Genomic DNA, 15,358 nt, shown 5'->3' with positions numbered 1-15,358 from the left:
CCCGGGCACGGCTCGGCCGGGGAGGCCGCCGCGGCCCCCTTTATCCCCCCCCGGGGGGGGCCCCCGGGCCAGCCCCGGGCCCCCGCCTCCGCATATACGGAGGTAACCCTTACGTGTGGACCGGAATAGATACTGCTAGCGTGCAGTTGCGCATTGATTGCAATAAGAAGTTGCAGGCAGCACGCTGAGGGGACCGGATTACACGCATGGCCATCTACACGCTTCCCGAGCTTCCGTACGAGTACTCGGCACTCGAGCCGGTGATCAACCCGCAGATCATCGAGCTGCACCACGACAAGCACCACGCGGCGTACGTGACGGGGGCCAACAACACGCTGGAGCAGCTGGAGGAGGCGCGCGAGAAGGAGAACTGGGGCGCGCTGAACGGCCTGGAGAAGAACCTGGCCTTCCACCTCTCCGGCCACATCCTGCACAGCATCTACTGGCACAACATGGCCAGCCCGAAGACCGGCGAGGGCGGCGGCGAGCCCACCGCGGCCGACGGCGTGGGCGAGCTCGCCGACGCCATCACCGAGTCCTTCGGCTCCTTCGCCAAGTTCAGGAAGCAGCTGACCTTCGCCTCCTCGGCCACCCAGGGCTCCGGCTGGGGCGTGCTGGCGTACGAGCCGGTCAGCGGCCGCCTGGTCGTCGAGCAGATCTACGACCACCAGGGGAACGTGGGCGTGGCCAGCACCCCGATCCTGGTCTTCGACGCCTGGGAGCACGCCTTCTACCTGCAGTACAAGAACCAGAAGGTGGACTTCATCGAGGCCATGTGGAACGTGGTGAACTGGCAGGACGTGGCCAAGCGCTACGCCGACGCCAAGGCCAACACCCCGCTGCTGATCCCCGTCAAGGGCTGATCGGCGCCCCGAGCCGTCCGCCTCGTGATCGTCTTCTCAGCCTTCACGGCGGACGTGTGTAACGGAAGGCCCCCGCGAGGACGTGACTCGCGGGGGCCTTCCGCCGTTTCCGGCACTTCCGGCCGGCTGCTCCTGCCTACTCGAACGAAGGCGCGGCCGTCCGGGTGCGCTTGATCTCGTAGAAGCCGGGGGTGGACGCCACCAGCAGCGTCCCGTCCCAGAGCCGGGCGGCGGCCTCGCCGCGCGGGATCGGGGTGACCACCGGGCCGAAGAAGGCGACCTCGCCGTCGGCGCCCGGCACCGAGATCACCGGGGTGCCGACCTCCTGGCCGACCCGCTCGATGCCGTCGTTGTGGGAGGCGCGCAGCACCCAGTCGTACTCGTCGGAGTCGGCGTAGGCGAGCAGCTCCGCCGGCAGGCCGGCATCCGCCAGGGCGCCCGCGACGGCCTCGCGGGTGGAGCCCTCCCCGTTGGTGTGGAAGCGGGTGCCCAGCGCGGTGTACAGGCGGCCGACCACCTCGTCGCCGTGCTTCTGCTGAGCCGCCGTCACCACGCGGACCGGTCCCAGGCCCTTCGGGCCGACCAGTTCCCGGTAGTGCTCGGGCAGCTCGTGCAGCCGGTCCTCGTTGAGCACGGACAGGCTCATGACGTGCCAGCGGACCTCGACGTCACGGACCTTCTCGACCTCCAGCATCCAGCGGGAGGTGATCCAGGCCCAGGGGCAGAGCGGGTCGAACCAGAAGTCGACGGGGGTCTTCTCAGGCACCTGGGTGTCCGACATGTCACTCCTCTTGCTCAGGTCGTACGGGTGGGACCGGCGGTGTCCCCCCTGGCCAACCGGCCGGGGGCCCGCCCCATTCCCGTGACAGGATGCGGACGGAACAACGGAGAACGCACGAAGGAGTGCATGTGCCCGGAGAGAACCTGTCCCGTGACGAGGCCCGCGAGCGGGCCGGACTGCTGACCGTCGACGGGTACGAGGTGGTCCTCGACCTGAGGTCCGCGGTGGACGAGGTCGTACCGGCCGACCGCCCCCGCACCTTCCGCTCCGTGACCACGGTCCGCTTCCGGGCCTCCACCCCGGGCACCGCCAGCTTCGCGGACCTGATCGCACCCTCCGTGAACTCGGTCACCCTCAACGGGCGGGAGCTCGACCCGGCGGCCGTCTTCGACGGCGCCCGGATCGCCCTGGACGGCCTGGAGTCCGAGAACGTCCTGGTGGTGGACGCGAACTGCGCGTACAGCCGGACCGGCGAGGGCATGCACCGGTTCGTGGACCCGGAGGACGGCGAGGTCTACCTCTACACCCAGTACGAGCCGGCCGACGCCCGGCGGGTGTACGCGAACTTCGAGCAGCCCGACCTGAAGGCGCCCTACCGGTTCACCGTCACCGCGCCCGAGGGCTGGCAGGTGTGGAGCAACGGCGCCGAGGAGTCCCGGGAGGGCGGGGTCTGGCGGTTCGCCGAGACCGAGCCGATCTCGACGTACATCACCTGCGTGGTGGCGGGCCCGTACCACTACGTGACGGACACCTACACCCGCGGGGACCTGACGATCCCGCTGGGCGCCATGTGCCGGAAGGGGCTGGCGAAGCACTTCGACGCGGACGACGTCTTCCTCGTCACCAAGCAGGGCTTCGACTTCTTCCACGAGCACTTCGACTACCCGTACCCCTTCGGGAAGTACGACCAGGCCTTCGTGCCCGAGTACAACCTCGGCGCGATGGAGAACCCGGGCATGGTCACCTTCCGCGAGGAGTACATCTTCCGCGGGAAGGTGACGCGGGCGTCCTACGAGCGCCGCTGCAACACGATCCTGCACGAGATGGCGCACATGTGGTTCGGCGACCTGGTCACCATGAAGTGGTGGGACGACCTGTGGCTGAAGGAGTCCTTCGCGGACTTCATGGGCACCTTCTCGCAGGTCGAGGCGACCCGCTTCGACCAGGCGTGGGTGACCTTCGCCAACAACCGCAAGGCGTGGGCCTACCGGGCCGACCAGCTGCCGTCCACCCACCCCATCACGGCCGACATCCGTGACCTGGAGGACGCCAAGCTGAACTTCGACGGCATCACCTACGCCAAGGGCGCGGCGGTGCTCAAGCAGCTGGTCGCGTACGTGGGGCGGGACGCCTTCCTGGAGGGCGCCCGGCGCTACTTCAAGGCGAACGCCTACGGGAACACCACCCTGGACGACCTGCTGACGGTGCTCGGCGAGGTGTCCGGCCGGGACATGGGCGCGTGGTCGCGGGCGTGGCTGCAGACGGCGGGCGTGAACGCGCTGACGCCGGCGGTGACGTACGACGCGGCCGGCCGGATCACCGAGCTGGCGGTGCTCCAGGAGGGCGACCGGCTGCGCCCGCACCGGGTCGGGATCGGCCTGTACCGGCTGGAGGCGGACGGTGCGCTGGTCCGGTACGCGCGGGCGGAGGCGGACGTCGCGGGCGTGTCCACGGTCGTCGGGGAGCTGGCCGGGGAGGAGCGTCCCGATCTGGTCCTGGTCAACGACGAGGACCTGACGTACTGCAAGATCCGCTTCGACGAGCGGTCGCTGAGCACGCTGCGCAAGCACCTGGGCTCGGTGTCCGACCCGCTGGCGCGGGCGCTGTGCTGGTCGGCCCTGTGGAACCTGACCCGGGACGGGCTCATGCCGGCCCGGGACTTCCTGGCGATGGTGCTGGCCTTCGCCGGCCGGGAGTCGGACGTCGGCGTGCTGCAGATGCTGCACGCGCAGGCGCTGGGGGCGATCACCCACTTCGCGGCCCCGGAGTGGCGGGAGCAGGGCGGGCAGGAGCTGGCCGCGGGTGCGCTGCGCGAACTGCGGCTGGCGGAGCCGGGCTCGGAGCACCAGCTGACCTGGGCGCGGTTCTTCGCGGCGAGTGCGGCCGGCGAGGGCGACTTCCAGCTGCTGCTGGGTCTGCTCGACGGCTCCGCCCGGATCGACGGGCTGGACGTGGACCAGGAGCTGCGCTGGGACTTCCTGCTGCCGCTGGCCGCGCACGGCACGGTGGGCGAGGCGGAGCTCGCGGCGGAACTGGCCCGCGACGACACGGCGTCGGGCAAGCGGCACCAGGTGCGGTGCCTGGCGGCGCGGCCGTCGGAGGCGGTGAAGGCGCAGGCGTGGGCTTCGGTGGTGGAGTCGGACGCGCTGTCGAACGCGCTGGTGGAGGCGACGATCGCGGGCATGCAGCAGCCGTCGCAGCGGGGGCTGCTGGCGCCGTACGCGAAGCCGTACTTCGCCGCGCTGGAGCGGGTGTGGGCGGACCGGTCGATCCAGATCGGGATGGACGTCGTGCGGGGGCTGTTCCCGTCCCTGCAGGACAGCCCGGAGACGCTGGCGGCGGCGGACGACTGGCTGGCGTCCCACGAGTCGGCCGCGCCGGCCCTCCGCCGCCTGGTCCTGGAGGCCCGCGACGACCTGGCCCGCGCCCTCCGCGCCCAGTCCTGCGACGCCGCGGCGTCCTGACCCGGCCCCGGTGTGGGCGGTCGTGCCGCCGAGGCCGCGCGACCGCCCCGCCGGGCGGGATACGCCGAGGGGGGCTTTTCGGCAGTCGAACGCCCGTACTTTAGCCCCGGCTTGTCCCGTTTTGGCGACGGGCGTGTAACAGGGGTTAGCGGGGGCGGGAGGGGCGGGAATCCCAGCGGCATGAACCACAACACCCCGCTTCCCCTCCGCCACCTCGCCGGCGCCGGCAGCCGCCCCCGCGTCCTGACGCTCCCCCAGCTCCGCGAGCACGGAGTGACCGCCGCCGAGGCGGCGGAGCGGCCCTGGCAGCAGATCCTGCCCGGCGTGTTCCTGCTCCACTCCGGCCCCGCGACCAGCGAGGAGCGGCTGCACGCGGTGCTGCTCTACGCCGGCCGGCGCGGCGGCGAGGCGATGATCACCGGCATGGCGGCGCTGGCCCTGTACCGGTTCGCCTCCGCGCCCGCCCTGACCGCCCTCCCGCACATCGACGTGCTGGTGCCCGGCACCCGGCGGATCCGCTCGACCGGCTGTGCGCGGCTGGTCCGGGCGCCGCACCTGCCCCGCCCCACCGAGGTGACCGGGCTGCCCGTCGCCCCGGTGGCCCGGGCCGTCGCCGACGCCGTGGCCGGGCTGACCGACGACGCCGGGACGGTACGGCGGCTGCTGAGCGAGGCCGTCCGCGGCGGACACTGCGAACCGGCCGCCCTGGTGCGGGAGTTGACGGTGGCCCGGCTGCTGAGCCGGGCGCACGTGGTGGACGCCGTCGAGTCGCTGCTCGCCGAGGGGCGCGCCATCGCCGAGGACCGGCTGTACGACATGGTCCGCCGGTTCCGGCTGCCCGAGCCGTGCTGGAACGTGGACCTGCGCATCCCCGGCGGCCCCCACCTGGGCGGGGTGGACGCGTACTGGCCCGACCACGCGGTCGCGGTCGAGCTGGACACCCGGGCCCCGCGGCAGGGCGAGGACGAGGAGTGGACGGAGTACGCGCGCAAGCGCGACGCGCTGGAGCGGCTCGGGGTGACCGTCGTCCACATCACCCCGCGCAAGCTGCGCGACCACGCGGAGCAGCAGGCCGCGGTCGTCCGGACCGCCCTGACGGCGTCCGCCGACCGCGACCCGGCGGCCTACCTGGTCGTACTGCCCCGGTGAGCGCCCACCGGCGGGTTCGCCGGGGAGTACTCCGGCGCGCTCCAGCGGAGCCGGCCCGGCGGGCGGCTCTCGGCCACCGCGTCCACCAGGAACCGGACCGTGCGTTCCGCCCCCGGGCCGAATTCGGTCCGGGCCCGGCCGGTCAGCTGGAGCACCGATCCGGTCTCCCAGTCGGGGAACAGCAGGCCCGCCCGCCCGTCGGCGGCGAGGTTGCCCAAGGTCAGGAACATCGCGTTGCCGGCGTAGTCGGGCCAGGCCAGCTCGGTCGGGGAGAGCACCTCGACGAAGCCGGGGTTGCCGCCCCGGTGGCTCGCGTCGGCGCCGTCCGCCGCGACGGTGGCGATGAAGAAGGTGTCCGCGGCGCGGACGGCCCGCACCTGGCCGGCGTCGAGCGCACCCCCGTACCGTACGACGCCTCCCCTTCCCTTCTCCCCTTCCTGCCTCACCGCGTCCAGCGGATGCCGTTTCTGCAGGTACTTCGGGCAGTTGGCGAACACCTGCTCTGCGCGGACGGCGAAACCGCCGGGGGCGGGCGCCGCGAGCGTGCCGTTGAGCCGCATCCGGCGGCGGGTCCGCGGGTCGAGCGCGATGGTGCCCACGGGCAGCCCCTCGGCCGTGAGCGCTCCGGCCAGCGGGTCGCCCTCGGGCATGCGGGCGGTGACCTCGATGCGGCCGGGGCCGGTGGCCCGGACGAATCCGGGCTCGCCGTCCAGCACTGACGCCCAGACCCGGCCGTCCCCGGCCGCCGCGCCGACCACCAGGAACGGCTGGTGCGCCAGGAAGGCGGCGGCGACGTCCTTGATGCCGGTGCCGATGGAGCGGCCGACGTGGTCGGCGAGCTCCCGGACGCCGACCCGGTCCTGCACCGCGAGGCTGCCCCCGTGGTAGGCGCCGACCGGGGCGATGGTCCCGTTCATTAGAAGAATCCGCAGGTGGGAGCCGCCTCGACGGGCGCGGGAGCACCCTGGACGCCGGTGGGCACGGAGATCTCCAGCCGGATGCCGTCGGGGTCGTGGAAGAAGATCCCGCCGGAGCCGGCGCCCTCGCGGTGGGCGACGACCCCGTCGTACGCGAACTCCACGCCGAGGTCGCGCAGCCGGGCCTCGTACGCCCGGACCTCCTCGACGTCCCCGGCGGACAGGGCCAGGTGGTGCAGGCCGGCCGCGGCGGGCGCGAAGGCGCCGTCCGCCTGCTGCCACAGGGTGAGGACGAGCTCGCCGTCCTGGCCGAGGAAGGCGAACCGGCGGCCGCCCTCCTTGCCCTCGCCGAGCAGGTCGAAGCCGAGCGCGCCCTCGTAGAAGCCGATCGAACGGACCAGGTCGGTGACGTTGAGCCCCACGTGTCCGGTGCGCAGCTTGCTGATGGCAGTCGTCATGACTGTTCCCTCTCCCCAGGTCGTATCTAACCTTCTACATTGAAGTTAAGGGTTAGGAGATCGAGTGTCAACCGGTCACGTACCCTTGAGGGGTTAGCCCAAGAGCTGGAGGCGTCACGATGACGGCGACCGACCCCCGCCCGCTGACCGGGGAACCGGTGGCGGTGGACCTGGTGAACACCCGGTGGATGCTGGAGGGGCAGCCCGCCGACCTCTTCGCCGGGGCCGCCGGACTGGGCCGGCTGGAGGGCCTGGAGGTGTGGCTGGAGGCCAACGGCCTGACCGCCGAGCGGGGGTTCCGTGCGGACAAGGCGACCCTCGTCCACCTGCTGACCGCACGCGAGGCACTGGCCCGCGCCTTCCGGGACCCGGCCGACCCGGGCGCCGTGTCACTGATCGACGCGGTCCTGGAGCACGGCCGGATCCGGGCCACCCTGACCCCCGAAGGGGTGGGCGAGCGGGCCGAGTTCGCCGACCCGGCCTGGGGGCCGGCCTGGACGGCCGCCCGCGACTACCTCGACCTGCTGGCCGCCGGGCCGGACCGGATCCGCAAGTGCGCCTCCTGCACCTGCCTGCTGCACTTCTTCGACACCTCGCGCAACGGAACCCGCCGCTGGTGCTCGATGGCGATCTGCGGCAACCGGGCCAAGGCCAACCGGCACTACGCGCGCACGCGCGAGCGGTGATCAAGGAAAATCCGTCACACCCCGACCGGGCGGCGACCCCCGGCGGGGCCTCACCGTATCGACAAGTCGACTCATCAGCACCCTGGTCTCGCCCCGCTATGCCCGGGTAAGGCCGCGGTGGCGGTTGCTCCGCACTGGCGAGAGTCCGCCAGGAAGGGTCTCGTTTCGAGGCAGCCCTCCCCAAAGACCGGTCACGTACGCAAGGCTGACCGGTCATCCGGCACCGAAATCCGGACCGTTTCTTACTTACAGGGATGCTGATGACCCTCGAATCCCCCGGCTCCATACCCGGGGCCAGACGCGCTGCCCGCGTCGCGGCCGCGGCCGGACTGGTGGCCGCGCTCGCGGCCGCCGGTGCCGTGCCGGCGTTCGCGGCGGGCAACGCCGACGCCCCCGGCACCACCGCGCCGCCCGTCAAGTCGGCCGACCAGAAGCTCGGTTCGGCGGACGTCGAACTGCTCCAGGAAGCCCGGGCCAAGGGCGACAAGACCGTCACCGTGATGGTCGCCACCGCCCCCGGCCAGACCGAGCAGGTCGCCCAGCAGCTCGACGCCGTCCAGGGCGCGTCGGTCGGCCGGACGTACGACAAGCTCGGCTACGTCCGCGCCACCCTGCCCACCGCGCAGGCGGAAGCCGCGCTCAAGGCGGCCGCGAAGCTGTCCTCCGTGCACGGCATCGACCTGCGGCACGAGATCCAGCTGCCGGAGCCCCGCCCCGAGGAGGGCGCCAAGGGCGGCTCGGGCAAGCGCACCGCCGGCGAGACCTACCCGGGCCCCGGCAAGGACACCCCGGCGAAGAACCCGTACAACCCGTCCTTCGAGACGGGCGCGGTGGACTTCGTCAAGGACCACCCGCAGGCCGACGGCCGCGGCGTGACCATCGGCATCCTGGACTCGGGCGTCGACCTCGGGCACCCGGCCCTGCAGCAGACCACCACCGGCGAGCGCAAGATCGTCGACTGGGTGACCGCCACCGACCCGATCACCGACTCGGACGGCACCTGGCGCGCCCAGATCACCCCGGTCACCCCGAGCGGCGGCGCGTTCTCCGCGGGCGGTGCGACCTGGAAGGCGCCCGAGGGCAGCTTCCAGTGGAGCCGGTTCAGCGAGTCCATCACCGCCACCGGCGACATGCAGGGCGACGTCAACCGCGACGGTGACACCACCGACCGGTTCGGCATGCTCTACGACCCGGCCGCCGGCACCGTCCGCGTCGACACCGACCAGGACAACGACTTCACGAACAACGAGCCGATGAAGCCGTACAAGGACGGCTACCAGGTCGGCTACTTCGGCACGGACAACCCGGCGACCGACGTCGCCGAGCGGATCCCGTTCGTGATCGAGATCCGCAAGGACGTCCCGATGGACCCGCTGGGCGGTGACTGGGTCGGCAAGAAGTCCGACTTCGTCAACGTCGGCATCATCGAGTCCGAGCACGGCACCCACGTGGCCGGCATCACCTCCGCCAACGGCCTGTTCGGCGGCAAGATGAGCGGCGCGGCGCCCGGCGCCAAGCTGGTCTCCTCGCGCGCCTGCTCCTGGTCCGGCGGCTGCACCAACGTCGCGCTGACCGAGGGCATGATCGACCTCGTGGTCAACCGCGGCGTGGACATCGTCAACATGTCCATCGGCGGCCTGCCGGCGCTCAACGACGGCAACAACGCGCGCGCCGAGCTCTACACCCGCCTGATCGACACCTACGGCGTCCAGCTGGTCATCTCGGCCGGCAACTCGGGCCCCGGCCTCAACACCATCGGCGACCCGGCGCTGGCCGACAAGGTCATCAGCGTCGGCGCCTCGGTCTCCAAGGAGACCTGGGCCGCCAACTACGGCTCCGGCGTGGCCAAGAAGTACAACATGTTCCCCTTCTCCTCGCGCGGCCCGCGTGAGGACGGCGGCATGACGCCCACCCTGAGCGCCCCCGGCGCCTCCATCAACAGCATCCAGACCTGGCTGCCGGGCGCCCCGGTCGCGGAGGCCGGCTACGCGCTGCCCGCCGGCTACGGCATGCTGCAGGGCACCTCGATGGCCTCGCCGCAGGCGGCGGGCGCCAGCGCCCTGCTGATCTCGGCCGCCAAGCAGGAGAAGGTCGCGCTCACCCCGGCCGCCCTGCGCATCGCGCTCACCAGCACCGCCAAGAAGATCGACGGCGTCCCGGCGCACGCCCAGGGCGCGGGCCTGATGGACATCCCGGCGGCCTGGGAGTCGCTCCAGCGCGGCGCCAAGGCCAACGACTTCACGGTCAAGGCCCCCGTCGACACCGCGATCGACCAGTTCCTGAAGACCCCGGGCTTCGGCACCGGCGTCTACGACCGCGAGGGCGGCCTCAAGGTCGGCCAGAAGAAGGTCTACGACGTCGTCGTCACCCGCACCACCGGCGTGAAGTACGGCACCCGCCACGACCTGAGCTGGCGCAACAACGACGGCACCTTCAAGGTCCTGGGCGGCTACGACTACGTCACCCTGCCGCTGAACAAGCCCGTCACCATCAAGGTCGAGGCCAAGGCCGGCACCCCCGGCGTGCACAGCGGCATCCTGCAGCTGGACGACGAGACCACCGAGGGCATCGACAAGCAGATCCTCTCCACCGTCGTCGCCGCCACCCCGCTGGCCAAGCCCGCTTACGGCCTCTCCACCACCGGCACGGTCCAGCGCAACAGCCACCAGTCGTACTTCGTCACCGTCCCGGCGGGCGCGAAGTCCCTGGAGGTCGCCCTGGGCGGCCTGGCCGCGAACAGCCAGACCCGCTTCATCGCGATCCACCCCTACGGCACGCCCGTCGACCCGACGTCGACGATCAACTGCTACCCGAACTACAACAACCCGGCCAACACCTGCCGCCCCGACCTGCGCTCGTACGAGAACCCGCAGCCGGGCGTCTGGGAGATCGAGGTCGAGGCGCGCCGCACCTCCCCCGTGCTGGACAACCCGTTCAAGCTCGACGTGGCGGTGCTGGGCGGGGCCTTCGACCCGGCCGTCAAGGTGCTGCCCGAGGTCAAGCAGGGCACCCCTTCCCCGGTGACCTGGACCGTGAAGAACGACTTCGCGGCCATCACCGGCGGCAAGCTCAAGGGCGGCGGCCTGGGCTCGGCGAAGGTGGCCACGCCCACCATCGCGAACGGCGAGACCCAGACCGGCACCGTCACCCTCGGTGCGGGCGTCTCCCGGCTCGACGTCGCCATCGGCAAGGTCTCGGACGCGGCCGCCGACCTGGACCTGGAGGTCTACCGGGACGGCGTGAAGGTCGGCTCCTCCGCCGACGGCGACTCCGAGGAGAGCGTCTCCCTGACCAACCCGGCCGCGGGCACCTACACCGTCAAGGTGATCGGCTACTCGGTCCCGGCCGGCAGCACCACGTACGACTACCGCGACGTGTACTTCTCCGACGCCCTGGGCTCGATCCAGGTCGACGAGTCGGCCACGGTGGACCTCGCCAACGGCGCCTCGGCGCAGGTCTCGGCGAACGTGCTGGTGAACGCGGCGGCCCCGGAGGGCCGGCAGTTCTTCGGCCAGGTGCAGCTGCTGAACGCCCGCGGCACCGCTGCCGGCACCGGCAGCGTCCAGATCGAGAAGGTCACCCCCTGACCGGGTGAGGACCTGACGGTCTGACGGCCTGACGGCCTGACGGTTTTGCCGTCCGGCCGGAAGAAGGAACGGCGGAGGGGCCGGTGCTCGACGGCGAGCACCGGCCCCTCCTGCACGCTCACCTGCCGAGCGTGCCCAGGTCCTGCGCGTACGTGCCGACGGCGTGGGCGATGACGTCCACGTTGGTGTCGAAGACGGCACGGTCGAGGTTCTTCAGGTCGTCGCCGGCGCCGTGGTAGTTCGGGTCGTAGGCGACGCCCGCCCGGCCTCCGTAACGCTTCGCCTGCTCCTCGGTCTTGATGCCCTCGGCGCCGGTGAAGGTGCCGCCGGCCGGGATGCCGTTCTCGATGAACGGGCCGTAGTCGGAGCGGCCGTCGAAGTCGCTGCCCTCGTGCGGCCTGCCCTTGCGGTCGAGGAAGCCGTTGATCAGGGATTCGATCTGCGCGGAGCCGGCCGGTCCGGCGCCCGCGCCGGTACGGTCCGAGTCGTCGCCGTCGTAGACGAACTGCGCCGGGTTCGGCGAGGCGATCATGTCGAAGTTGAGGTAGAGGGCGATGTCCTTCTTCTGCCGCTCGGACAGCTTCGACACGTAGTGCTCGGAGCCGAGCAGGCCCAGCTCCTCGCCCGACCACCAGGCGAACCGCACCTTGTTGGCGATCTGCCCGTGCTTCCTGCCCGGCTCGTTGACGGGGGCCTCGTCCGCGAGCTTCAGGGCGACCTCCAGCAGACCGGCCGATCCGGAGCCGTTGTCGTTGATCCCCGGGCCCTCCTTGACCGAGTCCAGGTGCGCCCCGACCGTCACCACCTTGTCGGCCCGGCCCGCGCGGGTCTCGGCGATCACGTTGCGGGTGGTCCGCCTGACGTGCTCCTGGTCCAGCTCCAGCCGGACCCTGACCTCGCCCTCGGCGGCGGCCGCGGTGAGCGCCTCGCCGTCGGCGAGGGTGATGCCGGCGCTCGGGATGATCCCCTCGGCGGGCGAGCCGAAGCCGCCGCGCACCGGGGTCGTGCCGCTGTGGTTGTAGACGATCACGCCGAGGGCGCCGGCCGCGGCGGCGGCCCGCTGCTTCTCCACGAAGGTGCAGGAGCCCCGCTTGACCAGGGCGATCTTCCCGGTGAACGCGCCCGCCGGGTAGTCGGCGGCGTCGCAGCCGGGGGTCTCGTCGACCCGGGCGAGGGCGAGCGGGGCGGTCAGGCCGCCGACCGGGGTGCTCTTGGTGAAGGTGAAGGCGGCCGTGGCCAGCTCGCGGTCGGCGGCGCCGCCGGAGCCCAGGACGGTGGTCCGCTCGGTCTTCGTCTTCGCCTCGAAGATGTCGAACTCCTGGTACGAGACGTCGTACCCGGCCTTCTTCAGCGTGTCGTGGACGTAGGCGGCGGAGGCGTCGTAGCCGGGGGTGCCGGCCGCGCGGTTGCCGCCGTTGGCGTCGGCTATCCGCTGGAACCGCTCCAGGTGGCGGTAGGCGCTGCGGCCGGAAGACTCGGCCACGAGCTCCCTGGACAGCTTCGCGGCCGCCTTGGCGGGCTTGCCGTCATGCGGGGCGTGGGCGGCGGCGGGTCCGGCGGCGAGCAGTACGGGTGCCAGGGCGGCGACGGCTGCGGTGGCGGCGACGGTCCGGCGGTGGTGAGCGGGCACGGTGGTTCCTCCCCGTGGTGACTGACAGGTGTCCGGATGGCGGACACGATGTTCCGGACCGTAACCGCGGGCGACCGGACATTCGGGACATCGAGGGGCTGGGCAACACTCCCGCCACGCAGATGTCACACCCCGTCACATTCCGGTGGGCGAACCGTCGACCGGGCGGGTGGCAGGTGAAAGGATCCCTGCATGTCGATCATCAGCAAGGGCGCCAACGCCCCTCTGCCCCACGGGCCGTTGCGCATCACCGTGGCCCGCACCGCACGGCCGGGCAGTCCCGCCGTGGCGGCCGCGGCGGTCCTGCTGGACGCCACCGGCCGGGTCCGCGACGGCTCCGACGTGGTCCTCGGCGACCGGCCCGTGCATCCGTCGGGCGCGGTCCGGTACCTGGGCGGGGCCGAGGAGGGCGGACTGCTCGTCCAGCGGCTGGCGCTGGACCCGCACGGCGTGGAGCCGTCGGTGCAGCGGGTGCTGATCGCCGCCGTGACGGCGGGCGGTCCGTTCGGCGCGGTCGACGGACTGTGCGCCGAGGTGGCGGGCGGCGACGGCGCTCAGGTGGCGCGGTACGAGGTCACGGACGCCGGCGGGGAGACCGCGCTGGTGCTGGGCGAGTGCTACCGCCGCAACGGGACGTGGCGGTTCCGCGCCGTGGGGCAGGGCTACGCCGCGGGCCCCGAGGCACTGGCCGCCGATTTCGGCATACCCGTGGCCGCACTGCCGGCCCCGCCGGTACCCGGCCCCGCGCCGACCGAGGTCCACAAGGGACCCGAGCCCGCCCCGCCACGCGCCGGAACCCCGCCCACGGCCGCCGTGCCCGTCCCCCCGCCCGTACCGGGCACCGGCACGCCGCGCCCGGCACCGGTCTCGGCGCCGGGCGCGGCACCCGGCGCGGCCGGGAGCCGTACGGGCGGGGCCGACAGCCGTACGGGCGGGGCCGCGGACCGTACGGACCGAGCAGCGGAGGGTACCGGCGGGGACGCCGAGGTCGCGTACGCACCCGGCGAGGTGCTCCACGAGTGGCAGGGCAACGGCGACAGCGTGCTCACGCTCGACCGCTCCGCCCCGCGGGGACCCCTGCTCGTCGAGGCGTCCTCGGCCGGCGGCTTCTTCGTCGTCCAGACCCTCGACCGCCGCAACGAGGAGGACGAACTCCTCTTCAACGCCGTCGTCCCGCTCCGGAACGGCCGCGCCCTGGTCGTCCACGGCAACGACGCGGTGCGGCTGCGGATCGAGACGGACGGCGCCTGGACCCTGCGGGTGCTGCCGGTCACCGCGGCCCGCCCGCTGACCCCCGACGCCCCCGTCTCGGCCTCCGGCCCCGACGTGCTCCTGCACGACGGCCCGATCGGCGACCTGCGGATCCGGCACCGGGGGCGGAACGCCGTCTTCTGCGTCACCACCGCCCGCCCCGACCGCCCGGACGAGTCGGACCGGGACCTGCTGACCAGCACCGCCGAGCCCGGCGACACCACCCACCCGCTCCCCGCCGGGCCCCTGCTGGTCCTCGTGGAGGCGGAGGCCCCGTGGACGGCCACGCTGCTCCCCGTGGCCGGCCACCACCGCACCCCGGAGGAGGCCGAACAGGCCCGCGTCCGCTCCCGGGCCACCGGCGTGTACGAGGGACGTGGCCCCACGGACGTCGTCCTGGAGAACCCCGAGCCCGACCGTCCGGCGGTCCTGGAGTACGAGGCGCTCGGCACCGGGGACGGCCCCCGTGACTTCCTGGCCGACTGGATCGACGGCGAGGGCGTGGAGACACCGGCGACCACCGAGCGACCCCACGGATCCCGCGGCCGGATCCTGATGTTCACGCGGCGCGGCCCCAGGGCCCGCCTGCGGGTGAAGACGGAGGGCGAGTGGCGGCTGCGCGTGTGCTCGCCCGACACGATCCCCTCCCTCACCGACCGCGCCGAAGGGCGGGGTGCCGCCGTCCTGCACTACGCGGGCCCGCCCGCGCTGCTGCGGATCGAGCACACCGGTCCGGAGAAGCGTCAATCGCTGGAGGTGCTGACCGCCCAGCCCGGCGGCCTCCTCGTCCACCTGGTGGCGCAAGCGGGCCCGCGGCGCACGGCGACCGGGCCGCTCGCGGGAAGTCCCGACGGCTGGGTCCACGTGGTGGTGTCGGCGCCCGAGACGGTCGGCTGGCGGCTGGCGGTACTGCCCCTGGACAGCGCCCCCGAGCTGGAACGGAAGGTGTCCGGCAAGGGGCCGGCCGTGGTGCGGATGGCCGGCCCGCCGGCGAAGGTGGACGTCCGGCACGACAACGGCAAGGGTTTCCGGTACGTCTTCCTGTTCACCCTCGACGAGTACCTGCGCCCCGTGGAGCGGCTGTGCATCGAACCGGGGGTGTGCGCCGTGCCCACCGGCTGGGTCACCGTCCGCGCCCAGGGAAAGTGGAGCCTCCAGGTCCGCGGCTGACCGGGCGCGCGCCGCCCCGACCAGGCCCTTTCACCGGTCCGACGGTTCGGGCAGGGAACCGTCACGTGATCGTCACAGTGGCGGGCCCCCGTGATCGTCGTCCGCTCTGCGGACACCCCGGCCAATAGATTGGACAAGCGGCCCGGGGTCGCACGCATGATGGAGCAGGCTGTACCGAGCTG

The 15,358-nt window shown here is 72.6% G+C and carries 10 protein-coding genes; 6 read left to right on the top strand and 4 right to left on the bottom strand.

From position 1 onward, the window contains the following. Positions 1-206: 206 nt before the first annotated feature. Entirely contained in the window at positions 207-863 is a 657-nt protein-coding gene (locus tag AB0O36_RS30790) for a superoxide dismutase (RefSeq protein ID WP_365115842.1), read from the top strand. A gap of 136 nt (positions 864-999) precedes the next feature. On the opposite strand, the gene AB0O36_RS30785 is transcribed toward AB0O36_RS30790, so the two are convergent. Continuing rightward, on the bottom strand, positions 1,000-1,644 hold the full coding sequence (locus AB0O36_RS30785; protein ID WP_365115840.1) for a DsbA family protein: 645 nt from the start codon (positions 1,642-1,644) through the stop codon (positions 1,000-1,002). 128 nt (positions 1,645-1,772) lie between these two features. On the opposite strand from AB0O36_RS30785, the gene pepN reads away from it, so the two are divergent. Further along, entirely contained in the window at positions 1,773-4,328 is a 2,556-nt protein-coding gene (gene pepN / locus AB0O36_RS30780; RefSeq protein ID WP_365115839.1) for an aminopeptidase N, read from the top strand. A 180-nt stretch (positions 4,329-4,508) separates the two neighbouring features. Further along, on the top strand, positions 4,509-5,477 hold the full coding sequence (locus tag AB0O36_RS30775) for a hypothetical protein (RefSeq protein WP_365115838.1): 969 nt from the start codon (positions 4,509-4,511) through the stop codon (positions 5,475-5,477). On the opposite strand, the gene AB0O36_RS30770 is transcribed toward AB0O36_RS30775, so the two are convergent. Together AB0O36_RS30770 and AB0O36_RS30765 are read right to left on the bottom strand one after the other, a co-directional pair. After that, complete coding sequence (locus AB0O36_RS30770; protein WP_365115836.1) at positions 5,453-6,394, bottom strand: pyridoxamine 5'-phosphate oxidase family protein; 942 nt, start codon at positions 6,392-6,394, stop codon at positions 5,453-5,455. The genes AB0O36_RS30775 and AB0O36_RS30770 overlap by 25 nt on opposite strands. Continuing rightward, positions 6,394-6,852, bottom strand: a complete 459-nt coding sequence (locus tag AB0O36_RS30765; RefSeq protein WP_365115835.1) for a VOC family protein — start codon at positions 6,850-6,852, stop codon at positions 6,394-6,396. The genes AB0O36_RS30770 and AB0O36_RS30765 overlap by 1 nt, the downstream gene beginning before the upstream one ends. A gap of 119 nt (positions 6,853-6,971) precedes the next feature. Between AB0O36_RS30765 and AB0O36_RS30760 the strand changes: the two genes are divergently transcribed. Beyond that, positions 6,972-7,538, top strand: coding sequence for a CGNR zinc finger domain-containing protein (locus tag AB0O36_RS30760; RefSeq protein ID WP_365115833.1), 567 nt, complete (start codon positions 6,972-6,974; stop codon positions 7,536-7,538). 260 nt (positions 7,539-7,798) lie between these two features. Continuing rightward, on the top strand, positions 7,799-11,125 hold the full coding sequence (locus tag AB0O36_RS30755; protein ID WP_365115831.1) for a S8 family serine peptidase: 3,327 nt from the start codon (positions 7,799-7,801) through the stop codon (positions 11,123-11,125). 118 nt (positions 11,126-11,243) lie between these two features. Here AB0O36_RS30755 and AB0O36_RS30750 read toward each other — a convergent pair whose 3' ends face one another. Then, positions 11,244-12,755, bottom strand: coding sequence for a M28 family metallopeptidase (locus AB0O36_RS30750; RefSeq protein WP_365115829.1), 1,512 nt, complete (start codon positions 12,753-12,755; stop codon positions 11,244-11,246). Positions 12,756-12,947: 192 nt separating this feature from the next. Here AB0O36_RS30750 and AB0O36_RS30745 point away from each other — a divergent pair, with 192 nt between their 5' ends. Next, entirely contained in the window at positions 12,948-15,176 is a 2,229-nt protein-coding gene (locus AB0O36_RS30745; protein WP_365115827.1) for a TerD family protein, read from the top strand. The last annotated feature ends 182 nt before the right edge of the window (positions 15,177-15,358 follow it).

Source organism: Streptomyces sp. NPDC089799 (genome assembly GCF_040684755.1).
In the GTDB taxonomy this organism is placed as follows: Bacteria; Actinomycetota; Actinomycetes; order Streptomycetales; family Streptomycetaceae; genus Streptomyces.
The sequence above is the reverse complement of the archived record's forward strand: the minus strand, read 5'-3'. Positions and strand labels throughout refer to the sequence as shown.